The following is a 23,810-nucleotide window of genomic DNA, read 5'->3' as shown; positions in this document are numbered from 1 at the left end:
GAACCCGCCACTCAACGTTTTCAGCGCTGCTTCTCCAGGGTGAGGACGGCCTTGGCGATTGACGTCATGCGGTTGGGGCTGCATCGCGATCTTCGGAATTCCCGCCAGGACTTGAGTCGTGCCATCGCGCGTTCGACGGGCGCTCGGGACGTGGCCAGTGCACGGTTGACCGTCTGTTCTGTAGGGGGCAGCCGGCCGCCAGGTGGGCGTCTGCGCCCGGCGGTGACCCCAGGTCCGGCGCCTGTGTAGGCGCGGCCTGCCAGGGTGCCGGCCCATGGCTGACAATCAGCGTCGAACACAGAACCTGCAGGAACTCACCCCCACCGAGAAGTCCCGCAATCAGGCATTGGCCGCAGCACGAGCACCAGTCGAAGGCGGCGTCGCGAGGCTGAAGTCCTGGCGCATCTTCCGCAGGTCCTGATGCAGCCCCAACCGCATGGCGTCGATCGCCAAGGCCATCCTCACGCTGTAGGGGGCAGCGCTGAAGCTCGGCCCGGACGGTAGACCTCGACCGGATCCCCTAATCCGCGAGGGCGTCGAGTACGTGAAGGAGCGGAAGGTCGGCTCCTCGTCGCTGTTCGCCGAGCAGGCGCGGATGACGCCCATATAACCGCCCTGGGGCCCAAAGTGGTTGACGCACCCCCCGTCGGCCCTGACACCTACAGATTCGAGTCCCTCCGTTCTTCGCAGGGCATGGAGGTTGGTCACTAGAAGCAGCCTCAAGCGATCAGCTGGCCGACCCAGCGCGCCAGAGAAAGGCGGCAAACAGCAGCCAGGCCATTGGATACCAGGAACATCGAGTTCTGAATAGTAGAGACCACGCAGCGCCGGATCGGTACCCAGCGCGACAATCTTGCTGGGGCTCATCAACCAGAAGGCTCCGCGCAGGCCGGTCGTCCGGATGGTCCACACCGTCACGATGGCGATGAGGGCAAGGCACAGAATGGCGCCCACGAGCCGCCAGGCACTGAAGCCGAAATCCTGAGAATACAGCACAAGATCTACCAGGGCTGCCACGGGGAGTGCTGCCAGGACAACCCGGTAGAACTCATGACCGCGGCGTTCCGGGCCGTATATCTCGTTGCTGAGAACGGAGACGGCCACACAGACGGTCGGCGTGAGCACCACGACCATCAGGGTGTTCCATCCCGTTCCCGGGACACAGGCAACGCCGTACCTCGCCCCGCACGAGCCGCCCAGGATGAGCGCCCGCACGGCGAAATACCAGAAGAAGACTCCCCAGGTGAATACCGCCGTCATAAACGACATGGCCGCATAGCCCATCAGCCCAGTGGTCGTTCTGACCGAGGTCTCAGCCATGCGTTCTTCTCATCCCCGACTCTTCGCGCACCACCTCCGGCACCGGTTTGAAGGGCTCCGGTGGCCATGGCCTGAGCGCGCCGCCAACTGGCTGCGCGGAGGAGTAAACCATGTCCGCGTCACCCCAGGAACTGCGTGAGATGTCAGGCATCTCGATCAACAGACCGGGGCCTCGCTCGTTACGTTCCCGGCTCATCAACTAATAGGTGGCCAACTCGAAGAAGCTCACTGCTTCGGGATGCCCGAGGCACTCGTCGCCGTTTCTAGGGCGGGCAGGGAGGGTCGCAGACGGGCTCCTCCTTAGGCATCCCGTTGCAGCGGTGGCCGGCGGACCGGAAATCGACCTCGTCGGGGTGGCGTTGCAGGCGGACCTGGCGCCAGGCAACGTCGAAGTCGATGGTGCTGTCACTGGCCCGGTGGAGCTTCCAGGCCGCCCAGCTGGTCTTCGGCGCGAGAACCCAGCGCCATATCCCAGTCCTCATCGGCGGTGCCGCCCGCCATGTCCCGCGCGTCTCACAGCACTTCCTGCGGATCGGCCGACAGATCCATGAGCTGCTCAACACTGACGGCCTGTTCGGGGCGGTTGGCGGCGCGCATGCTCCCGGCCAGCAGTTCGTAGAGCATCCTCTTCGGCTCCGGCTCGGTGAAGGAGTCGAGGAAATGGCGGACCACCTCGACCAGCGCATACTCGGACCCCTGAGGGTGCGGGGGCCGGTACTGGGCGAATATTCGCGCCAGCGAGGCGGCCTTGTCCTCTGTCGCCTTCGACCAGTCGGCCATCTCCCCTTGAAGCATGTGGAGGAGCGCCGTGGCGGGATCGGCGAGCTCTTCGGCGATGGCCTGTGCCTTCTGGCGCCGCAGGGTGTCCTCGAGTGCCTGCTGGCGCTGAGCGGCCAGGAGTACGACCACTGCGGCTTGGTCGTCGGGGAGCAGGTCCACGACTACCGTGGCGGCGAACCTCAGGGGCGGATCGCAGGCAAGCGACCGTACGCGGGACAGTGCGCGCGCGCAGTGGTCCTGGACCGAGGGCAAGTCGTAGGCCTCGCAGTGTTGCAGGACGTCGGCGGCATGGTGTCGGACCCGCGCCCGTACCTCGTTGATGACCTCCTGCGCGTCCATCGCGTACGGGGGATCGCTGTGCACGGTGGCGGCCATCACCACGTGGAACCCGATGCCCTCGTGCCTGCTGCGCACGCGCGCCTCGATACGTGCCAGCCCCGAGCGGATCTTTTTCTTATCTCTTCGTTCGGATCGTGTGGGCACTGGTCGCGATCACGACTCCGAGGCTGGCGCGTCGAGCTGGAAGCGGGCCAGCTGTGCCGGCAGCAGCAGGTCACGTCGTAGCTCGATGACAGCCTTGTCGTCGCGAACGGTCGAGTCCCCGAACAGCAGCGCGGAGATTGGGGAGCTCACCAGGTGCTGCTCGATGATCCTGTTGAGGATGTTGGCGGTCTGCTCGCGGCGTACGAGGTCTTCGGAGCGGGCCTGGGCCCAGCCCTTGATCAAGCGGCGGCATTCGGGGTCGACGTGTGTGTTGTCGAGGGATGCTTTCCACCCCTTGACGATGGTTTCCTCGACCCTGGTGTCCTGGTGGGCTGCCTCCAGCATGACCTGGAGTACGTACGGGTCGGTCTCCGGATCGAGGAGAGCCAGGAAGGCTCGGTGTACGCCGTTCCTGTCCTCCTTCTTGTCCGTGTCGATCCAGCGGCTGACCATCCGCCAGACTGTGGGCAGCTGTCCTTCCTTGGCTGCGATGAGCTGGAGAGCGGTCGCCGCGTCCGATACCGCGCGGCCTGGTGTCGGCCGGTTGAGGATGTGCCGCAGCCGGATCAGTGCCTGGCGCGGGTAGCGGTCCGCGAATTCGCCCGTGCAGACGAGGGCCACCACGCGCAGCACGGACTCGGAGGGATCCTGAGCCCAGGTCAGCAGTTTCGACCGGACCTCCGGGCCCAGGGATCTGGACACGGCGGCCCGGCCCAGGACGCGTGCGATCAGCTGAAGGTGGCTCTCGTCGCTACTGCCGTCGATCCATTTCTTGATCTTCTCCACCACGCGGAAGTCGCTCTCCGCGATGGCAAGCTCTACCAGCAGGTCGCTGATCCCCGCGAGCTGCGCCGAGTGGGACTCGTCCGCGACGATCGAGTCGAGCCAGGTGAGCAGGTAGTCGTGGATGTCGGCCCGCTGGTGCCACAGGTGCAGCAGCACTGCCTTCGCGTAGCCGGGTTTGTGACCGAAGTCGACGGTACGGTCCGTCACACGGGCGTGGACGCCTTCGAGGCGGGTGGTTAGGTCGGGGCCGGTCAGGACGTCGCGCACGCTTTTGGTGGTGTTATCGGCGAGAAGTTTGCGGGCGGCTTCCTGGACGGTGAGGGCATCGGAACCGCTGAGGAACAGGCCGGCGATCAGCAGGGCCCGGTCCTCGGGGTTCTGTTCAGTTTTCTTGAACACCCCGATAACGTCGGTGCTCCACTTCTGAAACGCGGCGATGGCGGCTTCGATGCCGACTGTGGTGCCGTCCGAGGCTGCCAGCCCTGCGGCCAGGCGTGCGGCGTGGGCCGGACTGGTGTCCTCGGTGAGGAGATGGGAAGCGGCCCCTGCCTCCTTTCCATCCGTTGCTTTGTTGAACAGTGCTTTGAGGCTGGGTTTGCGGTACACGTACTCCAGGTGTGCGCACGCTACTAGCTCTGCGTACGGCCGGAATTTCACCCGCTGCATGACCGTGTTCAGTGCCCCGGAGGAGTTTTCTGGCCAGCTTCGATCATCGGCCACCACAACCAGGCACGACCCCAGGGACTCCAGATTCCCGGCATGCTGCAGCAGAGCCTCGGCGGCCTTCCCGGGAGCCGTCCACCGGGACATCTCGGAGGCGACATCCAAGAGGTAGGCGGTCCCGGAATCCTTTGGAAGCAGTGCGATGTCCGGCGTGGCGATGTCCTCCCAGTCCGGACGGATCTCCTTCAGCGCGAGCGGCTGACCTTCGTGGGGACGTGCCAGGGAGATTTGGCGCAGTGCGCGAATCGCGGCCGTACGTTTTCCCGTGCCGGGCGGGCCAGCGACTACGGCGAGGGCAGAATGCCCGGAGAGCACCAGGTTGGCGGCGTCACGGGCCACGGTGATCTGGTCACCGTTCGAACTCTGGCTCACCCATGCCTCACGGACAACCTTCAGCTCGGCTTCGGAAACCGCCAGAACCGTCAGGGGCTGCTTCTCGTGCAGGGTGACGGGGCCGGCAGCGACGATGATGCGGGAGTTCACCGCCCCCGTCACCGTCTGGCGTAATCCCTCTTCCTTCCCCACCGAATCACCCAGGGGTCGAGCTTCCAGCGGCGGCTCCGGGGGCTTGTCAGGCAGGGCCGGCATGTGGACCAGGTCGTTCTTGACCTCGGCCGCGGGGGGCGGCTGATCCGCGTTTGCGCCGAACCCGTAGGTCACTGGGTCGGCTCCCCGCGGAAGGAGACACTGCCCGTGATGGAACCCCCGGACATGAGAACCTGACTGCCCGTGTTGCCCTTCGCGGTCATGACCGGTCCTGTACCGCTGGCCGGCTCTGACTCCTGCTTCTCGTCGACGAGTGCGAAGAGCTCCGCGGCGGCGGACGGGTGGCGCTGCAGGAACCCCGCGAGCTGGATGGAGAGCATCCCGCGCACCTGCTCTTCCACCGCGGCCCGCTCCTCTTCGGAGCTCTGCACGACACTCTGGTGGCGGAGGTCGAGGTCATGGATCTCCTCTGCGGCACGTGCCTCACTCCCGTGCCGGAAGATGCCGACCATCCCTTCCCGTACAGCTTCCCAGGAGCTCCTCACCATTTCCGCCACGAGCATGGTCGCGCCACTGGTGGCTAGTTCCGGCACATTGAACTCGTCGATCATGATTCCCCTACTCGCCTTTGGAACTTTGAGAGATAAGAGTGGGATTGACTTCCTGGCTTGGCAATCGAAAACTTATTCTCGTCCGGAAATCGCTTTCAGTAGCGAAGAGGGAACGAGCCATTCTCCGAGGCGGGGGTCGGAGTAATGGATCATGGGATGGCCAGGTCACCGGCGTCGGTGATCTCCTGGGCTCGAATCGAATCAGCCATCCTGTCGGGTGTGATGTGATGGCTGAAAGGTGAGGGAGTTGCCCACCTTTGGCCAATGGTTGGCTCATACCACTCCGCTGTGAATATGGGGACTGGTTTCTCATTTTCCGCGTGTCGCAGAAGAATTCATCTTGGAGTGCCCTTGTGGGCGGGGAATGAACCTCTTCCAACCACCCGTCAGGTTGGAAGAGGTTCCTTGTAGAGATCATGGGAGGGAGCGCCGGTGGCCGAGCTGATGTTGTTCCGGCGGGACGCGGACGGGGAGTGCCCAGGTCCCCCGCGACCCGCGCGTTCGGCAGGCCCTCCGCACACGCCAGCACGACCCTTGACCGCAGCACCAGTGCCTGCGACGCCGTCTGCTTGCGCAACCAACCCCGCAGCACCAGCACCCGGCGTTCGTGATCGGACAGCTCCAGCGGCAACGGCTTCGGAGCCATGCATTGCCCAACCCTGCAACCGCAAGCGAACTACCGACTCAGGACACTAGACAGTTCTGTAACCGGAATGATTGCTACCTCAAGAAATGCTCAGTTCCGTTAGTGATTAACGGACAAATGATCTACTTTGCTTCCTCGATTGGCATGCGCCTGCTAATCTCGGCACGCTTAGATGAGTCAGGTCTACCGGTGTATCCGTACAGAAATTGCCCCATGTGGCACGGCATCGGTTAGTTCTATCTGTCAGACACCACTCAGCACGATCAGCCTCAAGAGGTTGAGGGGCACCCTCCCTGGTCGTTGGGCGCCCCTCACACCCCACAATCGACCCTGTCTGGAGACGTAGTGAGGCGTACTAAGAAGATAGCGCGCTGGAGACGCGTGGTAAACGGAGCGTTCAGTTCAAGTGCGTTGCCGCTGGCTACGGCTGGTGCGATTCTGCTGGGCGCGGGAGCGGCTCAGGCCGAGCCACTGGAGCAGGCGCCGGCAGCACCCAAAACAAAGGTGCAGGCCCCGCGCATAGGCGCAGACAGCGAAGAGGTCGCACCGGAACCTGTATCGCTCGATGTCGAGGGGACCGTTGCCCTGACGGGGCGCGTGAGCGATGACGTTCGGCTTCAGGGCGCGCGCATCGACGTATGGGCGCGGCCGAATGAAGACATCCAGAAGAAGCTCGAACCAGGTGACACGGTGCCTCGCTTCCATTTGCCGCGGTCAGCAGTGACGGCAGAAGGTGACGAGTTCGCGATCGTCCTTGACCGGAAAAGCCTGGAGAAGCAGTTCATCTGGGAAGGTGATATCGCTCAGCTAGAGATCGAGATTGTCGATCCGAAGACTGGGAAAATGTCCTTCACCACCGCCTCGGTTCGATCCGTTGGTGACGACCTGAGTGGGCGGAAATGGGTGGACCCTCTGGAGCACCCAGCGTCGGGAGCTCGGCCAAGAATCTCGGCGGTGGAACCGGTCCTTCTTGATGTCACCATGAAGCAAGCGCCCGGCACGCTTGACGCTGACATTGACCGCTGCGGAACTCAAAAGGTGGAGAAGGAGTATGACGCCTGGGCGGACATAGGTGAGACCTTCCCTGTTGACGACGGGGGAGGCGGCATGAAGTTCACCGAGGGGTCGACGGCGAAGTTCACTGTCGCCGTAAACCTTGAATTTCCGACTGGAAGCTGGTCGGACGAGAGCAGCTCGAGCATGACGTCAGGGAAGACGTACGAGTGGCCGGCGTGGGGAGCGGCCGCCGGTGACGACGTCGGTAAACCGCGCAAGTATCAGGTGGAGGTGAGGTACCAGCTCATCAAGTGCAGCGTGCCCCCGTACAACATGAAGTCCTGGCACGTCCTGTATCCGAGCGCGTACACGGGTCCGGCGAGGCACCAGGTTGTGGATCGACCGAATTGGATCGGCAGCGACTTCTCGAAATGCGGACCAGTGACGGCATCGCTATGGAGCAGATCCGATGGCGAGGGAGGTTCGCAGGGAAACAGCTGGAAAGCTTCCAAGGGAATCACGGAGCTAGGTGGCTGGTCGGGTGGCTTTGACTTGAAGGTCGAGCGGGAATGGTCCAAAGACTCCACGATCACCTACAAAATGGGTGGAGCGGGCGGCGCTAACTGGCTTTGCGGATCGGATGAAAAGCCGGGTCTCGCCAGTAAGGTCGGCCAGTTCTCAAAGATTCTGATAAAGGACTGCTCCAACTCGAAAATTCCGGTTGCAACCGCAGTGCAGAGAAAGGCGGCTCCGGAGGCAACGTTCAACAACTATGCCAAGAACACTTCCAACGGGTGGACGGGAGGCGACTCAACCTACTCGGTCCGTTTGCCGGACGGGAGGATCCTCTGGTTGTACTCGGACACCTTCCTCGGACCCCTCAACTCGAACGGAACTCGGCCCACTAGCGCCCCACTGGTAAATAACACGTTCGTGATCCAGGACGGGAGCTCGCTTTCGACAGTGCAGGGAGGGACATCTAGTTCCCCGGCTGCGATCATGCCTCCGCCCGCGACATCCACTGCGGATCATCCGCGGTGGTACTGGCTTGGCGATGGAATGATAGGAAAGGTCGATAACGAGAATCACCTTCAAGTCATATACCACCAGTGGGAGAAGTTCGGTCCTGGTGGTTGGGACTTCGGGATGGAGAAGGTAGTTGTCGCAACCTTCGCGCTGAACAACCTGAAGAGCCCGAAATCAGTGACAGAGATACCGGTTTCGTCGAGCCGTGGCAGCCGTATCCAATGGGGTGCAGCAATCCTGCCCGCATCGATGAGTGGTGACGGGTATACATACATCTATGGTATCGACGATGCGCCAACCAATAAGGCGCTCAGGATCGCTCGCGTGAAGGGTAGCGACCTGTCCCAAGTCGACAAATGGGTGTTCTATAACGCGGATCTAATGGCATGGATGCCGGACTGGGAAGACGGCACCCACTCCACAGTCGGAATCGCGAATGAATTCAGTGTGACAAAATGGGACGAAGGGAATTCGTTCGTCCTGATCAGTCAGGACAGCATCGATGCCTTCAGTGGCAAGATCCGTATCTGGTCCAACTGCCAGCCATGGGCTTTCGGCCGCCTCCTGGACCATGATGTCCTCACCGATATGCCCGAGGTTGGCCTGTTTGGCAGCTATGGCGACAAGAACATCTTCGCCTACAATGCACATGCTCACCCGACTCTGGCTTCTGGTGGTCGATGGACTCTGTCCTACAACGTCAACAGCTTCGACTCGACGGTAGGGGCCCAAGGGGCGCATTACAAAGATCCAAGTATCTACAGGCCAAGGTTTGTTTCGTTCAAGCTGGTTCCGTTCGAAGTGAATCGCTCACAACTCAAGCTCGAAGTCGGAAAGAGTAGCGCCGAAGAATCGCGTGAGCGAGGCGTCGGCGAACCGCCGTGCACCACCTGCCGAGGTCTACCCCGGTAACGAGTGAGGAGCAGTTCGATGTTCTTTGAGATGGTCCGCCAATGCGTTTCAAAATCACGTTGGCGGGCCATCCGCCTGGTCTCCCGTAGAGCATTGCTCGCGGGCGCGGGTGTACTCGTGCTCTTCTCGACAGCCGCGGATATGCCTCGGTCCACCACCGAGATTCTGAACGCCCGGAACGCTGGTGGTTACGTCGTGATGAGCGAACCCGGCGTCCATCCGTGGGTCGGCACCTTCGGCGCCCACCTGCTATGCGTGGAGGGTAAGCATACGGTCACCATCAATCGAGTGCGGTACGAAACTCCAGTTCGTCCACTGGATGTCGACCTGATGCTGCGTGAGGTAGATACTGATGCAAGCGTCCTCGTGTCGGCTCAGGGAAATCCGCCAGAACTTGTAGACCAGGAGAGCGGCGCTCGCCACGAGATAGCCGGTAAGTTTGAATCGCTACGCGCAGGCCACGCTATCGAGCGCCCTTGCGCAAATGGGTACGATCGTGGCTTCACCGAACTCCTCTTCATTGTCAAGGTCGACCCGCGAGGCGGGGTAATTGACCACGTGCGGATCGACTACGCGATCGACGGGCATCCCGGCGACCGCACGGTTGAACTGGATTGGAAGATCATTCTGTGCGGCGACGCCGTAAGAGACGCGGATGCCGTTCCCTATTGCGACGAGACACGGCCAACACCGACATGATCTGCGAAGACGCTCGTCGGCCACCGTCAGCAACGCCGCCTGCGTAGCACCCGTCCATGCTATGGAGTAGGGGATTTCCGAGGCCATGATCCGGCAGGTTTCCGCTCGGGCCCGCGCGTCGGTGTGGCGGACGGAGAATGCTGACGCGCACCCACCCAGGACTGAGCCTCTTCCAAGCTGGCGGCGTTGACCGCGAGGTGGACAGTTCTGCACACCTGGTAGACGGCTTCTCGACCAAGATCGCCCGTGTCCGCCAGGAGCTTCGCGTGCTTGTCTATCCGTCCTCGATCGACTTGTCCACCCGCACCCTGCGGTTCCCGGCCGGACAGCTGACGGCCAGGCGTCGAGACATCGGGACGCGGTGGCGACGGCTTCCCGTGGCGCGTCAGGCCCTGCTCGCCCTGGCCCACCTGCGGTGCGGCGACACCTACGCCCAGCTCGCGGCCGGGATCGCCTCCGTCTACCGCTACATACGTGAAGCCATCGCGGTCTTGGCCGCCCCAGTCCCGACCCTGGCCGAGGCGATGAAGACCATCCGGACGAAGGCGTTCGTCATCCTCGACGGCACCCTGCTGCCCATCGACCGCATCGCCGCCGACACCCCGTACTACTCCGGGAAACACAAGCGTCACGGCATGAACGTCCAGGCCCTCACCGATCTGTTCGGCCGTCTGCTGTGGACCTCACCGGCTCTGCCCGCCTCGCCCCACGACCTGGCCGCCGCCCGGCACCACGAGATCATCGACGCGCTCGCCGCAGCGGGCCTCACGTGCTGGGCGGATAAGGCATACCAAGGAGCCGGCAGGCCCGTCCGGGTTCCGTTTCGAGGCCGCCACATCAAGCAGTGGAAGCGACGCCAACACCACCCACGCCAAGATCCGTTGTCTTGGCGAGCAGGCCATGGCCACCCTCAAGGGCTGGCGCCTCCTACGGAAACTCCGCTGCAGCACTAACCGCATCACCAACATCGTGAAGGCCGTCCTCGTCTTTCACCACGCGTCAGCATGAGGCTGGAAGAGGCTCAATCGTCGGACCTCCTGCAGCTGCCGTCCGTTGAATCGGCCGCACCGGGCATGCTGGCCCCCAAAGCCCTGGCGCGCAGCACCGTCGCCGCAGACCTGCGGCCTCCAAGCTCAGCGTGGCTTGGTTCAGACCTGTCAAGGACAGCAGGGCAGGTGCCACTTCCTTGACCACGAGGGGGCCCGGGCCGGCCATCGGAGGGCCGCATCCGGCGAGGTCGAGATCTCAGCCCTTGGGATACGCATGCTTCAGCCAACCGTTGTTGGGCGTGACCGGAGGTCACGCTCTACCTGCGGTCTGGAGCAGCTCCCGGGCGACCTGCGGGGCAGCTCGGGAGCTGCAAGGCGCTTAAGAACTGCAAGGTTCGCTCTCCGCATGTGGAGTCTGGAGCAGCTGCACTAAATCAGCAGCGGCCATCGCTCTGGGGAGTCTTGTGCGCCGACCTTAGGTGCGGGGCGCCTGCACAGCGAGACGGGCTCTGGGCGTTTTGAGATCGGGAGAAGACGTTCTGGGACGTCGACGGCCGCACCCGCGACCTGCTGTTCTGGGGTTTTAGACAGATCCCACGAAGGCGGGACCGGACGTGCTGATGTCCGGCCATGGACAGCCTAGCGGATGCGTACCGGTGCCGAGCCGATGTAGTGCTGCGCTGCGGTTGGCACGCGGCTGGTCCCGGTTCGACCTGCGGTTTCTCTCCGTGGGTAGGGAGGGCGGCGGACGGGTGGCTCCTGCACGCCTTCGCGTGGCCTTGGCGCTCCCGTCCGGCCCGCATAGCGTCACCCCTACCGAGCCAGCGCGAGAAAGGCCGCCGCCCGTGCCCCACACCGCCCCGCCCCCGAATGGGCACCCGGAACCCGAAGGTGCCGGGCGCGACCACGCCCTCCTCACCGCCCCCGGCGCCCCCTTCGCCGTGGTCCGGGGCGAGCGGGGGGCGCTGGAGTACGCCGACGGGCCGCGCACACTCCGGGAGTTCGTCGAGACCACCTGGGCCTACGGGGACTCCGTCTTCATGGTCGCCGGTGAACGCCGGTGGTCCTACGGGGAGTTCTTCGCCGCCGCCTCCGCCCTGGCCGTCCGGCTGAGCGAGGGGTACGGGCTGCGCCCCGGCTGCCGGGCCGTCGTGGCGATGGAGAACCTGCCCGAGTGGCAGATCGCCTTCTGGGCCTCCCAGTTGGCCGGGCTGGTCGCCGTACCGCTCGACGCCCGATGGGCCGATGACGAACTCCGTCCCGTTCTCGACGACTGCGAGCCCGACGTGCTGCTCGTCGACGGGGAGCGGTTGGAGCGGGTCGCGGGGTGGGCTCGACAGGCCGGGGTGCGCGTCGTCCTCTTCCGTGGGGAGGGCCGACTTCGGGACGGTGTGAGCGTCGAGCGGTACGAAGACCTGCCCGCCCCCGATCCGCTGGCCGCGCCGCCCGACGTGGAGCCCCGGCCCGAGGATGACGCCCTGATCCTCTACACCTCCGGCACCACCGGCCGGCCCAGGGGTGCGGTGACCACCCACCTCGGCCAGGCCGGGGCCGCGCTCGACGCCCGGTTCCGGGCCGCCGCCTCCGCGCTGGCGAGGGGAGCCATTCCGGGGATGGGGGCGGCACCGGTCATTCCGGTGGCGCTCCCGTTCTCCCACCCCGCCGCGTTCGCCGACCTCTACGGCGCCATGGCGGCGGGCGGCACCCTGGTCCTGACGGACGCGGAAGGCGCGGAGGGCCAGGAAGGCAAGGCAGGCGGGGGAGGTGGGGGAGGTGCGGGAGATGGGGGAGGCGGAGAAGGCGGGGAGGACATCGGGCACTCCCGAGGCGCCGCGTACGTCGTGGATCCCACCCCCGTGACCGAGCTCAGGGTCGCCGGTCCCTCCGGCGGCCCGGTCCCCGAGGGGGAGCCGGGGGAGCTGTGGCTGCGCGGGCAGTCGCTCCCCCGCGGCTACTGGCGTGACGCGGCCGCGACGGCCGAGGTGTTCGGCGGCGGCTGGTTCCGTACGGGCGACCTCGCCGTCCGCCGCGAAGGACGGGTCACGGTCGTCGGCCGGGTCGAGGCGGTGGACCAGGGCCGGAGTGTGTGAGCGGGCGGGCCCCCCCCAGGGAGGCGACGGCACAGGCCGGTCCGGGCCGGCGAGCCGGCCGAGCCGGTCGGTCCGGGGCGGCGTGCCGGGGCGGCGAGCCGGGGCGGCGATCGGGGCGGCGAGCCGGGGCGGCGAGCCGGGGCATGTCAAGGGCGGGTGATCTGGACCCGGTAGTTCCCCTTCCCGTCCTCCTCCAGCACGGATATCCGTACGCCGTTGGCCCGGTCCGTGAACGTCTGGCCGGGCCGGAACGGCGCGTCCGACAGTTCCGCGTGGACGTTGGGGCGGCGGGTGCAGCCGCCGCTGTCCTGCGTGGCGTCGGCCACCGAGACCGGGCCCTGGCCGGTGTCCACGTCGGAGCTGACCTTGTAGATCAGCACCCCGGGGCGGCAGACCGCCTCGTCGTTGCCCGCCGCCGTACGGACCTCCACGGCGTAGCCGGACTCCGCGCTCAGCGGGACGAAGGCCAGCTTGGTGCCGCCCGAGGTGGCCAGCGGGCCGAGGCTGTGCTCGCTGACGCCGGGCCGGGAGGCGCAGGTGATCTGCTCGTTGTCGAGCCAGCCGAGCTTCCACTTGTGCCAGCCCAGGAAGTCGTTGTTGGCGCCCCAGTCCTCGGACATGATGTCCCAATGCCCCACCGAGCCGCCGCCCTCCATCGTGTAGAGGTCGGGCAGGCCGAAGACATGGCCGTTCTCGTGCGGCAGGACGCGGTAGCCCGTCTGCGCGTACGACCCTGAGCCGTCGTCCTGGCGGCTGTAGACGAAGGACGTGTTGGACAGCGGTACGCCGTCCGCGGACGGGGCCTCGTCGTTGCCGGAGAAGGTCACCGAGAGCACGGTGTCCAGCGCGGAGGGGCCCGCGTTCGGGGTGACCAGCACATTGACCAGGTCGTAGGCCGAGAAGTCCACCCGCGGGTCAGCGGCCGCGACGATGTCCTCGACCAGCTGCCGGTAGCCCGGCTCGAACGGTGAACCGCGCTCCATCCCGTACTCCGCGAACGGCATCGGCATCCGCAGCCACTCCTTGACGGGGGCCTCCGGGCGGTAGTCGAGGCGGCCGTAGGAGCTGGTCGTGAACCAGTCGGAGGTCTGCGGGAAGAACTCCGCGAACCGGTCCGCCGCCGGTTCCGTGCCCTCCGCGTCCGGGAAGTCGATCATCAGGTTGAGTGCCTTGATCTCACCGGTGGAGCGGGAGTAACCGGGCGGGGTCGGCATGCCCTCGGACATCTGGACGCCCATGGCCGCCGCGATCCGGCAGGGGGCGAGCGCGGAATCCGGGGCGGTGGCCGCCGGGCCGGCCGTGGCCTTTCCGGCCCCCGGGAGCGTGGTGCTCGCCGACACCATGGCCGCTATGACCAGGGCGGTCGCTCCGGCCAGGGCGAGGGGGCGGCGGTGACTGCGTATCCGGTGGCGGGGCTGGTGCATAGGGGCGCCTTCGGGGTCCGCGGCAGCCGGCCGACCCTGACTGCGCTCTGGCGATCAGCCTGTGCCGGGTGATCCGGGGGCGCTCGCTGGGTGCGCCGATCGGAGGGTTCTCACGGGTGAGAAGTGTGACGCAGGTCACGGAGAGGAGTGGAAATAAGCGGGGAGCTCCTCCCCGTTTGCATCCGTGTCCCCTCGAAACGGGGAGTCGGTCCCCGGTTACGAGCGGGGGTCGTCCGACTACACACCGCTCGCGTCATTCGATCAGGGAGAGGGAGGGTCCGCAGCCGTGGAGACCGTCGCCGACACCACCGCACCGGCAGACAGGCGCCGTACGCCCCGACCGCGGGCCGACGCGCTGCGCAACCGCGAGCGGATCGTCACGGCCGCACGGGAGCTGTTCGTCGAGTTCGGGCCGGACGTGCCGCTCGACGACGTCGCCCGGCGGGCGGGCGTCGGCAACGCCACGCTCTACCGGAACTTCCCCGACCGCGCGGCCCTGACCCATGAGGTCGTCCTCGCGGTCACCTCCCGCACCACCCTGAGGGCCGAAGAGGCCGTCGCCGCGGAGTCCGACCCGTTCGCCGCGCTCAGCCGCTTCGTGCACGCGGCCGCCGACGAGCGGATCGGCGCCCTGTGCCCGATGCTCTCCGGAGTCTTCGACAAGGACCACCCCGAACTGCTCGCCGAGCGCGGACGCCTCGAAGAGGCCGTCCAGGGGCTCGTGTCGCGCGCCATGTCCGCGGGGCGGCTGCGTACCGACATCGCCGTCGGTGACATCCTCGTCGCCCTCTCCCAGCTCACCCGGCCGCTGCCCGGCATCGCCTGCCTGGACATCGACCGCTTCGCCCACCGCCATCTCCAGCTGTTCCTGGACGGGCTGGAGGCCCCGGCCCGCTCCGTACTGCCCGGGTCGGCGGCAACCCTGGAGAACCTGAGGCGCCGCGACTGACGCCCGCCCGACTGACGCCCGCCCGACTGACGCCCGCCTGACTGACACCCGCCCCGACCTCGTCGACACGACGCTTCGACTCGACGCCCTTTCACGTTCACGCATTCACCTGTTCCCAGCACGCGTACGCCGGCACGTACGGCGACTCTTCCTCGCCACGTCCTCGGCGCCCTCTCATGTCCCTAGGTGGCTACTCCCATGGCAAGAACTGCTGACGCCCCGCTGTCGAAGACGGCCGGCACCGGGCTTCCCGATCCCAGTCGCTGGAAAGCGCTGGCCTTCATAGCGCTCGCCCAGCTGATGGTGGTCCTCGACGCGACCATCGTGAACATCGCCCTGCCCTCCGCCCAGACCGACCTCGGCATCTCCGAGGGCAACAAGCAGTGGGTCATCACCGCTTACGCCCTCGCCTTCGGTGGACTGCTCCTCTTCGGCGGGCGGATCGCCGACCTCTGGGGTCGCAAGCGCACCTTCGTCGTCGGGCTGATCGGCTTCGCCCTGGCCTCCGCGCTCGGCGGAGCCGCCCAGAACGAGGCGATGATGTTCGGCTCCCGGGCCCTGCAGGGTGTCTTCGGCGCCCTGCTCGCGCCGGCGGCCCTCTCACTGCTCGCCGTGATGTTCACCGACGCCAAGGAGCGCGCGAAGGCCTTCGGTATCTACGGGGCCATCGCCGGTGGCGGTGGCGCGGTCGGACTGATCCTCGGCGGCTTCCTCACCGAGTACCTGAACTGGCGCTGGACGTTCTTCGTCAACATCCCGTTCGCCGTGGTCGCCGCGGCGGGCGCGTACTTCGTCATCCGCGAGCCGTCCGGTTCCCGCAACCGCTCGCCGCTCGACATCCCGGGTGTCGTGCTCTCCACGCTCGGCCTGGTCGCCCTGGTCTACGGCTTCACCCGCGCCGAGTCGGCCGGCTGGTCGGACGGGGTGACGATCACCATGTTCATCGCCGCCGCCGTACTGCTGCCGGCCTTCGTCGTGACCGAGTCGCGTGTGAAGTCGCCGCTGCTGCCGCTGCGCGTGCTCACCGAGCGCAACCGGGGCGGGGTCTACCTCTCGCTGGGGCTCGCCATCATCGCGATGTTCGGGCTGTTCCTCTTCCTGACCTACTACCTGCAGATCGTGAAGGGCTACTCCCCGGTCAGGACCGGCTTCGCCTTCCTTCCGATGATCGCGGGCATGATCACCGGATCCACCCAGATCGGCACCCGGCTGATGACCCGCGTCCCGCCGCGGCTGCTGATGGGACCCGGCTTCCTGGTCGCCGCGATCGGCATGCTGCTGCTCACCCAGCTGGACCTGGACACCAGCTACGCGGCCGTCATCCTGCCCGGCATGCTGCTGCTCGGCCTCGGTATGGGTACGGCGTTCATGCCGGCCATGTCCCTGGCCACGCACGGCATCGAGCCGCGTGACGCGGGAGTGGCCTCCGCGATGGTCAACACCTCGCAGCAGGTCGGCGGCGCCATCGGTACCGCCCTGCTGAACACCATCGCGGCCGGTGCCACCACCGCGTACATCACCGACAACGCGGCCCGCGCCACGGACCCGAAGCTCCTTCAGCTCCAGGCCATGGTCAGCGGCTTCGCCAGCGCGATCTGGTGGGCGGTCGGCATCCTCGTCCTGGCCTCGGCCATCGCGGTCGTACTGATCAACACCGGTCGCCCGGGAACGGGCACCGGCGCGAGCGGCGGTGCGTCCGACGGGGCGGCCGAGGGTGCCGAGGACGAGTTCCTGATCCCGGTCGTCGCCCACTGACGCCGCCCCCGCCCGGACAGGCCCTGGCCTCTCCCCTCGGATCTGCCCTGACTTCGCCGCTCAGCGGAGCCAGGGCAGATCCGCGTCCGTACCCTCCGGTTCGAGGCCGCCGGCGATCACCCGCATGATGTCGCCGAGGCTGCGCACCTGCTCCGGGGTGAGCCGGTCGAACATCGCCTGCCGTACGGCGTCGACATGGCCCGGCGCCGAACGGCTGAGCATCGCGTACCCCTCGTCGGTGAGCACCGCGTTCTGGCCGCGCTTGTCGGAGGGGCACTCCTCCCGCCGCACCCAGCCGTTCTTCTCCAGCCGCGCTATGGCGTGCGAGAGCCGGGAGCGGGTGATCTTCACGTCCCGGGCGAGTTCGGTCATCCGCATCCGGCGCCGGGGCGCCTGGGAGAGCTGGACGAGCAGCCCGTAGTAGGTGTGCGGCATGCCCGCGTCCCGCTGCAACTGGCGGTCGAGATGGTCCTCCAGCAGCGTGGTGGCATGCAGATAGGCGCGCCAGACGCGCTGCTCCTCGTCGGTGAGCCAGCGTGTCGCGCCGGTGGATGCCGTGGTCATGTACTCCACTGTACGCCTTTTCTTGAATGTTGAACTAGATAGGGTTAAGATCTCCGGAGGTTGGAACTTGAAGGTTCAAGAACCTCGTCGGTGTCCAGTAAACGGAGAGTGCCATGACTGTCACCGCGGAGCGCATGCCCGCCCTCTACCTCTCGCACGGCGCCCCTCCGCTCGCCGACGACCCCGTCTGGCCCGGCCAGCTCGCCGCCTGGTCCGCCGCGCTGCCCCGCCCCCGCGCGATCCTCATGGTCTCCGCCCACTGGGAGGAGGCCCCTCTCGCGCTCGGTGCCGTCGATCCGGTCCCGTTGGTGTACGACTTCTGGGGCTTTCCCGAGCACTACTACCGGGTGCGGTACGGAGCCCCCGGCGCCCCGCGACTCGCCGACAGCGTCCGCAAGCTGCTGCGCGGTTCCGGTACCCCGGTCCAGGACATCGCGGACCGGGGGCTCGACCACGGGGCCTATGTACCGCTGGTGGAGATGTTCCCGGACGCCGACATCCCCGTACTCCAGATCTCCATGCCGACGCTCGACCCGCAGAAGCTGATGGCCGTCGGGCGCAGGCTCGCCCCGCTGCGGGACGAGGGCGTGCTGATCGTCGGCAGCGGCTTCTTCACCCACAACCTGGCCGCCCTGCGGCACCCGGGCGGCGGAGTCCCCGGCTGGTCGGCGGAGTTCGACGACTGGGGCGACCGCGCGCTGCGGGCCCAGGACATCGACGCCCTGCTCGACTTCGAGCACACGTCCCCCGCCGGGAAGCTGGCCCACCCGCGCACCGAGCACTTCGCCCCGCTGTTCGTGACGCTGGGCGCCGCCGAGGAGGAGCTGGACCAGGGGCAGAGCGTCATCGACGGCTTCTGGATGGGGCTGGCCAAGCGGTCGGTGCAGTTCGGCTGAGGGTACGGCGCCGGGCCGGCGGGCCGGACCGGCGCAGGTGTTCGGCGGGTGCGGGCGAGGGCGTCTCACCAGGCCGGTGTGTTCAGCTCGATCGCGCGTCCGGCGGCGACGAGGGCAGCCGCGTCACCTACGTCCAGTGCCGTGTCGGTGAACTTGATCGTGTGGTCGTCACCGTGCGCCGCCGCCCGCACGAACATCTCCTCCGCGTCCTGCGGGGCCGTGAGGTGTGCCGCGACCGGCAGCGCTTCGCGGGGCCCGTAGGCGGAGGTCACCGCGGCGCTCGCAGCCCAGGCCGCGTGCAGACTCGGCACCCACAGGGCGTGGGGCAGCGCGGGCAGGGTGCGCAGGACCGCGTTGGGCGCGGTCGCCGAGTGGACCAGCATGATCGGTGAGGCGTGGCCATGGGTCGCGTACCGGTGGGTGGCGGCCCGTACGAGCTCCTCGATCGCGGCGCGGGCCGCCTCCGGCCCGGCGGGGGCCTGCCCGGGCCAGTCGGGGAACCCGGTGAGCCGGTCGAGCCGGCTCAGCATGTCGCCGTCCTGGTCGGCGATGAGCGGCACCCGCTCCAGGGCTGCCGCCGCATCGAGGGGCGGGGCGAGGCGTTCCACGGCGGGCAGCGGCTGGTGCCGGGCGGCCCAGTAGCCGAGGGCGTGGGCGAGCTCCCGTACGCGCGGGGCGGTCTCCTCGCCGTCCAGGAGGGTGCGTACGGAGTGGCCGACCCGGATCACCCCGTGCGTGGCGCCACCCGCGATGCCGGGCAGGAGCCGGGGCCACCACTCGGCGAGGACGGTACGCCAGGGGTGGTCGGCGGTCTCCCGCTCGAAGAACAGCGTCCAGTCGGCGACGCGGTCGATGTCGCCGAGGGCCTCGTGCCAGTTCCGGCCGGTCACCGCTGCGACGGAGGCGGGCATGTCCTCCAGCCGGGGGCGGTAGTTGTCGAGCCAGCGGTGCGCGGTCGGCGCCAGCCCGCGCCGCACGAGGGCCTCGACCGCCATCGGCGCGTGATTGCTGAGCCAGCCGTCCCGCTCCGGGCCTGACAGGTGGATGCGCTCCAGAGCCTCGTCGAGGGTGCCGGATGTGTCCGTGTGGTCGCGCGCAGTATCCGTCATGGATCTCACGGTAGGGACGACGGCGGTCCTGCGGATCGGGCTGAGGTCCCGGTCCGCGGGAGCGGGGACCTCCTCCTGTGGACCTAGGGCCTGGCGGGGAGGCGGCGGGCCTGGGCCGTGCCCGCTTACGGCGGCCGGTACCGGCGTCCGGTACTCCACCGCGACATTGCGGACATCGTGAGCAACCCCGAGGCGGTACGGGTCGTCTTCCGGGGTAGACGCGAGATCGGAACGATCTGTGTCATGGGAAACGTTCACCTGTGGGCGGCGTGGCCCATAGGTGTGGCCCTCTGTGAGCGCCGTCTCACCGGAACGGTGTCGACGGCGCCCTATCGGGGCTGCCGACGTCCCCTCGGCACCGGGCCTGACCTGCGCTTCCGAGGGTGTCCTAGCCAGGTTTTCCTCGGTCGGCGCCGGACAGGGTACTGCATGATCGAGAAAATGAATGGGCGGCATGGGAATTCTGTCCGGATTCCAGTCGTTGTTTCCATCGGATGCAGGGCACCCGAAGGGTGTCGCGACCTACTCAGCAAGGGAGCACGCATGGCAACCCGTGCCGTCGCCCGTCGTTCGACCACCACCTCCGGTGGGAACGACCGGGCAAGCAGTGTTCGCGCCGTGGGCGGGGAGATCGCCGATCGCGACCTGGTCGGCATGTACCTGGACGAGATCGCTCGCACACCGCTGCTCGACGCCGCCAAGGAAGTCGACCTCTCCCAGTCCATCGAGGCGGGCGTCTACGCCCAGCAGATCCTCGACGGCGAGGTGGAGAGCGAAGCCCGCGGTGCGACGCGTGAGGAGCTGGAGGCGCTGGTCGCCGAGGGCGAGCGCGCCAAGGACATATTCATCCGTTCCAACCTCCGCCTCGTCGTCGCCGTGGCCCGCCGCTACCCGCGCGCGGGGCTGCCCCTGCTCGACCTGATCCAGGAGGGCAATGCGGGCCTGGTGCGCGCGGTCGAGAAGTTCGACTACGCGAAGGGCTTCAAGTTCTCCACGTACGCGACGTGGTGGATCCGCCAGGCCATCACCCGGTCCATAGCGGACCAGTCCCGCACGATCCGCCTCCCCGTCCACCTGGTGGAGGAGCTCGGCCGGATCCGCCGGGTCCAGCGCGAGTTCAACCGGGAGAACGGGCGCGATCCCGAGCACGCGGAGATCGCCGCCGAGCTCGACTCCAACGCCGAGCGCGTGAGCAACGTCCTGGACTGGGCCCGCGACCCGGTCAGCCTCAACATGTCGGTCGACGACAACGGGGACACCCAGTTCGGTGATCTGCTGGAGGACACCTCCGCCGTCTCACCCGAGCAGTCGGTGATGACGCTCCTGCGCAGCGAGGAGCTGGACGACCTGATCGGCAAGCTCGACAACAGGACCGCCTCCATCATCAAGATGAGGTACGGAATCGAGGACGGGCGCGAGCGGACGCTGACCGAAGTGGGCAAGCAGCACGGCCTGACGCGGGAGCGGATCCGGCAGATAGAGAAGCACGCACTGCTGGAATTGAAGCGAATGGCTCACGACACGGGCTTTGACGCTGCGGCGTGAGCCGATAACCCGTAATCTCCCCATCAAGCCGGTTCGCACCGGCTGACCGACCGGATCACACCGGTCACCGACCGGTTTCCCGCCGGTCCCCGGAACCGAGTCCCGGCGCCCACCCCCCCCGGCGCCGGGGCTCATCCATGTCCGGGCCGTCCATGTCCGTGCTGGTGCCGCCCGGGCCGCTGCCCGGCCTGCCCCGGCACCTGAGGCCGATCCGGCGTCGCCCGTGCCTGCCCCGGCTCCAGCCTCTGCGTCCCGGGCTCCAGCCTCTGCGTCCCGGGCTCCAGCCTCTGCGTCCCGGGCTCCAGCCTCTGCGTCCCGGGCTCCAGCCTCTGCGTCCCCGGCTCCAGCCTCTGCGCCTCCGGCTCCAGCATCTGTGGCGCGGGCCTCTGCGGCCCGGGTCCGGGGGAGGCCGCACGGGTCAGCCGGGCCCCCAGACTCTCCAGGTACGCCACCAGCTGCGGCGGCCCCTGCACGGTGAACTCGCAGTCCACCAGGGCCAGCCGCAGCGCCACCCAGTCCAGCGAGTGCGTGGATGAGGAGCGCAGCCGGCAGGCGCTCTCCCCGTCCGGCTCCGGCACCCCGAGCATCGGCGGCAGACGCTCCACCACGAACTCCGCGGGCGCCCCGAACCACACATCGAGCCGGAGCTCCGGCTGCATGCGCGCCATCGAACGGGTGAAGAAACGCGCCGCGCTCTCCGCCCCGCCGCCCTCCCCGTCCCCGCCGCCCGCCATGGGGAGCGGCCGGGGCGCGAAACGGACGCCGGTCGCGAAGGGCTCGGAGACCCGGTCCACCCGGAACGTCCGCCAGTCCTCCCGCAGCAGGTCGTACGCCACCAGGTACCAGCGCCGCCCCGTGCTGACCAGCCGGTACGGCTCGACCTGCCGCTTCGACCCCGTACCGTCACCGCTGCGGTACGAGAATCTCATCCGCTCCTGCCCGGTGGCCGCCGAAGCCAGTGTCGTCAGGGTCTGCGGATCGATGGTGGACCCGTCGCCCCGCGTCAGCGGCACCGTGGCGGTCTGCAGCGCCGAGACCCGGTGCCGCAAGCGTGACGGCAGTACCTGTTCCAGCTTCGCCAGCGCCCGTACGGAGGCCTCGTCGATGCCCTCGATGGCGTGCCCCGCCCCGGCCCGCAGCCCCACCGCGATGGCGACCGCCTCCTCGTCGTCCAGTACGAGCGGCGGCATGGCGGTCCCTGCGACCAGGCGGTAGCCGCCCAGCGAACCGCGTGAGGCCTCGACCGGGTAGCCCAGGTCGCGTAGCCGGTCGATGTCGCGGCGGACCGTGCGCGGGCTGACGTCGAGCCGTTCGGCCAGCTCCCCGCCCGGCCATTCGCGCGGGGTCTGGAGGAGCGACAGCAGTTTCAGCAGTCGTGCCGGGGTGTCGGTCATGAATCGAGGATGCGCCCTCATTAGGTCAGGATCAGACCTCATGGGGACATAGCTTCTTCTCATGTCTTCTTCCGCAGCGCTGCCGGATTCGGCACCGAACACCGCACCGAACACCGCGTCGAGCACCGCACCGCCCCAGCCCGCCCCTGCTGACCGGCGCCGCTGGTTCGCCCTCGCCATCGTGATGACCGCGGCCTTCATGGACCTGGTCGACGTCACGATCGTCAACATCGCCATACCGAGCATCACCCGGGACACCGGAGCCTCCGTCTCCGCGATCCAGTGGATCACCGCCGGGTACGCGCTCGCGTTCGCGGCCGGGCTGATCACGGGTGGCCGGCTCGGCGACATCTACGGGCGCAAGCGGCTGTTCCTCATCGGCATCGCCGGGTTCACCGTCGCATCGGCCCTCTGCGGCTTCGCGCCCAGTCCGGAGATGCTGGTCGCCGCTCGCATCCTCCAGGGAGCGACGGCGGCCCTGATGGTGCCCCAGGTGCTCTCGATCGTGCACGCCACCTTCCCGGCCCACGAGCGCGGCAAGGTCTTCGGCCTCTTCGGCGCGATCGTCGGCCTCGGCGCGGTCTCCGGCCCGCTGCTGGGTGCGCTGCTCACCGAGTGGAACCTCTTCGGCCTCGAATGGCGGCCGATCTTCCTGATCAACCTGCCCGTCGGTATCGCGGGACTCATCCTCGGCGCGAAGTTCATCACCGAGTCCAGGGCGCCCAAGGCCATGCGGCTCGACCTGGCGGGCGTCGCCCTGGTCACCCTCGCCATGCTGATGCTCATCTACCCCCTCACCCGCGGGCACGAGCTGGACTGGCCGCTCTGGGGCTACTTCTCGATGGTGGGCAGCCTCTTCGTCTTCGCACTCCTCGTCCTGCACCAGCGGCGGAAGGCCGTCGTCGACGGCTCCCCTCTGATCGAGCTCTCACTGTTCCGGGTCAAGAGCTTCGCCGCGGGCATCGCCGTGCAGCTCACCTTCGGCGTCGCCCTCGGCATCTTCTTCCTGGTCTGGACCCTGTACATGCAGATGGGCCTCGGCTGGAGCGCCCTGCGGGCCGGTACGACGGGCATTCCTTTCTCCGTCGCCGTATCGGTGGCCGCCGGGATCTCCGTGCAGAAGCTGGTGCCCCGCTTCGGACGCAAGGTCCTCCAGGCGGGCGCGCTCCTGATGGCCGCCGGGCTGCTGACCTACCTCTGGGAGGCCGAGCACTACGGCATGGCCATCACCTCCTGGCAGATGGCGGTGCCACTGACCATCATGGGCGCGGGGATGGGCCTGATCGTGGCGCCGCTGACCGACGCGATCCTCTCCGAGGTCCCCAAGGAGCACGCGGGCTCGGCGTCCGGGCTGATCAACACCGTGCAGCAGATGGGTACCGCGCTCGGCCTCGGCCTGGTGTCGGTGGTCTTCTTCGGCGCGATCGGCGACCGGCTGGCCCCGCGGGAGGTCGGCCCGGCCTTCGTGGACGCGTTCCAGCAGTCGCTGTGGTGGGTGGCCGGCGTGCTCGCCGTGATCTTCCTGCTGATGTTCGCCCTGCCGGCCCGGCCGCGGGTGCACGTGGAGGGTGAGACGGCGGACGAGGGGTCGCTCACCGAGGAGCGGGCGCTGAAGGGCTGAGCGGGC

16 protein-coding genes and 4 pseudogenes are annotated in these 23,810 nt (G+C 67.5%); 10 read left to right on the top strand and 10 right to left on the bottom strand.

Translation table 11 applies throughout. From position 1 onward, the window contains the following. Positions 1–20: 20 nt before the first annotated feature. Positions 21–263: pseudogene (locus tag ACIQAK_RS24105) on the bottom strand (transposase family protein); the annotation flags it as partial. On the opposite strand from ACIQAK_RS24105, the pseudogene ACIQAK_RS24100 reads away from it, so the two are divergent. Beyond that, a pseudogene (locus tag ACIQAK_RS24100) lies at positions 255–418 on the top strand (transposase family protein); the annotation flags it as partial. The pseudogenes ACIQAK_RS24105 and ACIQAK_RS24100 sit on opposite strands and share 9 nt — an antisense overlap. On the opposite strand, the gene ACIQAK_RS24095 reads toward ACIQAK_RS24100, so the two are convergent. The 5 genes from ACIQAK_RS24095 to ACIQAK_RS24075 form a co-directional block, all read right to left on the bottom strand. Beyond that, positions 340–1,320, bottom strand: a complete 981-nt coding sequence (locus ACIQAK_RS24095; RefSeq protein WP_366391190.1) for a hypothetical protein — start codon at positions 1,318–1,320, stop codon at positions 340–342. The pseudogene ACIQAK_RS24100 and the gene ACIQAK_RS24095 sit on opposite strands and share 79 nt — an antisense overlap. 263 nt (positions 1,321–1,583) lie before the next feature. Continuing rightward, on the bottom strand, positions 1,584–1,802 hold the full coding sequence (locus ACIQAK_RS24090) for a hypothetical protein (protein ID WP_366391189.1): 219 nt from the start codon (positions 1,800–1,802) through the stop codon (positions 1,584–1,586). Positions 1,803–1,833: 31 nt separating this feature from the next. Continuing rightward, a complete protein-coding gene (locus ACIQAK_RS24085; protein ID WP_366391188.1) occupies positions 1,834–2,514 on the bottom strand; it encodes a hypothetical protein in 681 nt (226 codons plus the stop codon). Between the two features lie 78 nt (positions 2,515–2,592). After that, positions 2,593–4,752 (bottom strand): hypothetical protein, encoded by a 2,160-nt coding sequence (locus ACIQAK_RS24080; RefSeq protein ID WP_366391187.1) that lies wholly within the window; start codon positions 4,750–4,752, stop codon positions 2,593–2,595. Further along, positions 4,749–5,189 carry a hypothetical protein gene (locus ACIQAK_RS24075; protein WP_366391186.1) on the bottom strand — a complete coding sequence of 147 codons (441 nt, stop codon included), beginning with the start codon at positions 5,187–5,189 and terminating at the stop codon, positions 4,749–4,751. Before ACIQAK_RS24075 ends, ACIQAK_RS24080 begins: the two co-directional genes overlap by 4 nt. Before the next feature lie 1,027 nt (positions 5,190–6,216). On the opposite strand from ACIQAK_RS24075, the gene ACIQAK_RS24070 reads away from it, so the two are divergent. From ACIQAK_RS24070 to ACIQAK_RS24055, 4 genes and pseudogenes are all read left to right on the top strand, one after another. Next, positions 6,217–8,769 carry a hypothetical protein gene (locus ACIQAK_RS24070; protein ID WP_366391185.1) on the top strand — a complete coding sequence of 851 codons (2,553 nt, stop codon included), beginning with the start codon at positions 6,217–6,219 and terminating at the stop codon, positions 8,767–8,769. An 18-nt stretch (positions 8,770–8,787) separates the two neighbouring features. Next, entirely contained in the window at positions 8,788–9,468 is a 681-nt protein-coding gene (locus ACIQAK_RS24065; RefSeq protein ID WP_366391184.1) for a hypothetical protein, read from the top strand. 266 nt (positions 9,469–9,734) lie between these two features. Further along, positions 9,735–10,476, top strand: a pseudogene (locus ACIQAK_RS24060) (transposase family protein). 826 nt (positions 10,477–11,302) lie between these two features. Next, complete coding sequence (locus ACIQAK_RS24055) at positions 11,303–12,547, top strand: AMP-binding protein (protein ID WP_401848904.1); 1,245 nt, start codon at positions 11,303–11,305, stop codon at positions 12,545–12,547. Positions 12,548–12,693: 146 nt separating this feature from the next. Here the strand turns inward: ACIQAK_RS24055 and ACIQAK_RS24050 are convergent, their stop codons facing one another. Continuing rightward, positions 12,694–13,971, bottom strand: a complete 1,278-nt coding sequence (locus ACIQAK_RS24050; RefSeq protein WP_366391183.1) for a M6 family metalloprotease domain-containing protein — start codon at positions 13,969–13,971, stop codon at positions 12,694–12,696. A 286-nt stretch (positions 13,972–14,257) separates the two neighbouring features. On the opposite strand from ACIQAK_RS24050, the gene ACIQAK_RS24045 reads away from it, so the two are divergent. Together ACIQAK_RS24045 and ACIQAK_RS24040 are read left to right on the top strand one after the other, a co-directional pair. Continuing rightward, positions 14,258–14,920, top strand: a complete 663-nt coding sequence (locus tag ACIQAK_RS24045) for a TetR/AcrR family transcriptional regulator (protein WP_366391182.1) — start codon at positions 14,258–14,260, stop codon at positions 14,918–14,920. A 198-nt stretch (positions 14,921–15,118) separates the two neighbouring features. Continuing rightward, the gene (locus ACIQAK_RS24040) at positions 15,119–16,675 is read left to right on the top strand and encodes an MFS transporter (protein WP_366391181.1); all 1,557 of its coding nucleotides are present in this window, start codon (positions 15,119–15,121) and stop codon (positions 16,673–16,675) included. A 60-nt stretch (positions 16,676–16,735) separates the two neighbouring features. Here the strand turns inward: ACIQAK_RS24040 and ACIQAK_RS24035 are convergent, their stop codons facing one another. Next, a complete protein-coding gene (locus ACIQAK_RS24035) occupies positions 16,736–17,248 on the bottom strand; it encodes a MarR family transcriptional regulator (RefSeq protein ID WP_366391180.1) in 513 nt (170 codons plus the stop codon). 104 nt (positions 17,249–17,352) lie between these two features. On the opposite strand from ACIQAK_RS24035, the gene ACIQAK_RS24030 reads away from it, so the two are divergent. Further along, positions 17,353–18,135 (top strand): class III extradiol ring-cleavage dioxygenase, encoded by a 783-nt coding sequence (locus ACIQAK_RS24030; RefSeq protein WP_366391179.1) that lies wholly within the window; start codon positions 17,353–17,355, stop codon positions 18,133–18,135. 65 nt (positions 18,136–18,200) lie between these two features. On the opposite strand, the gene ACIQAK_RS24025 is transcribed toward ACIQAK_RS24030, so the two are convergent. After that, entirely contained in the window at positions 18,201–19,244 is a 1,044-nt protein-coding gene (locus tag ACIQAK_RS24025) for a questin oxidase family protein (protein ID WP_366391178.1), read from the bottom strand. Between the two features lie 543 nt (positions 19,245–19,787). Here ACIQAK_RS24025 and ACIQAK_RS24020 point away from each other — a divergent pair. Continuing rightward, positions 19,788–20,789 carry a sigma-70 family RNA polymerase sigma factor gene (locus ACIQAK_RS24020; protein ID WP_366391177.1) on the top strand — a complete coding sequence of 334 codons (1,002 nt, stop codon included), beginning with the start codon at positions 19,788–19,790 and terminating at the stop codon, positions 20,787–20,789. Positions 20,790–21,165: 376 nt separating this feature from the next. Here the strand turns inward: ACIQAK_RS24020 and ACIQAK_RS24015 are convergent. Then, positions 21,166–22,183, bottom strand: a pseudogene (locus ACIQAK_RS24015) (helix-turn-helix transcriptional regulator); the annotation flags it as partial. A gap of 61 nt (positions 22,184–22,244) precedes the next feature. On the opposite strand from ACIQAK_RS24015, the gene ACIQAK_RS24010 reads away from it, so the two are divergent. Continuing rightward, complete coding sequence (locus tag ACIQAK_RS24010; RefSeq protein WP_366391176.1) at positions 22,245–23,804, top strand: MFS transporter; 1,560 nt, start codon at positions 22,245–22,247, stop codon at positions 23,802–23,804. Positions 23,805–23,810: the final 6 nt, after the last annotated feature.

The sequence above is a fragment of the Streptomyces sp. NPDC088706 genome, from assembly GCF_044752765.1.
In the GTDB taxonomy this organism is placed as follows: Bacteria; Actinomycetota; Actinomycetes; order Streptomycetales; family Streptomycetaceae; genus Streptomyces.
This window is presented reverse-complemented; position numbering and strand designations above follow the sequence as displayed.

Excerpts from the sequence above, each read along its gene's own strand:
- ACIQAK_RS24025 (WP_366391178.1), bottom strand. The coding sequence starts at position 19,244 with ATGACGGATACTGCGCGCGACCACACGGACACATCCGGCACCCTCGAC.
- ACIQAK_RS24010 (WP_366391176.1), top strand. The coding sequence starts at position 22,245 with ATGTCTTCTTCCGCAGCGCTGCCGGATTCGGCACCGAACACCGCACCG.
- ACIQAK_RS24030 (WP_366391179.1), top strand. The coding sequence starts at position 17,353 with ATGACTGTCACCGCGGAGCGCATGCCCGCCCTCTACCTCTCGCACGGC.
- ACIQAK_RS24090 (WP_366391189.1), bottom strand. The coding sequence starts at position 1,802 with ATGAGGACTGGGATATGGCGCTGGGTTCTCGCGCCGAAGACCAGCTGG.
- ACIQAK_RS24065 (WP_366391184.1), top strand. The coding sequence starts at position 8,788 with ATGTTCTTTGAGATGGTCCGCCAATGCGTTTCAAAATCACGTTGGCGG.
- ACIQAK_RS24020 (WP_366391177.1), top strand. The coding sequence starts at position 19,788 with ATGGCAACCCGTGCCGTCGCCCGTCGTTCGACCACCACCTCCGGTGGG.
- ACIQAK_RS24075 (WP_366391186.1), bottom strand. The coding sequence starts at position 5,189 with ATGATCGACGAGTTCAATGTGCCGGAACTAGCCACCAGTGGCGCGACC.
- ACIQAK_RS24050 (WP_366391183.1), bottom strand. The coding sequence starts at position 13,971 with ATGCACCAGCCCCGCCACCGGATACGCAGTCACCGCCGCCCCCTCGCC.
- ACIQAK_RS24095 (WP_366391190.1), bottom strand. The coding sequence starts at position 1,320 with ATGGCTGAGACCTCGGTCAGAACGACCACTGGGCTGATGGGCTATGCG.
- ACIQAK_RS24040 (WP_366391181.1), top strand. The coding sequence starts at position 15,119 with ATGGCAAGAACTGCTGACGCCCCGCTGTCGAAGACGGCCGGCACCGGG.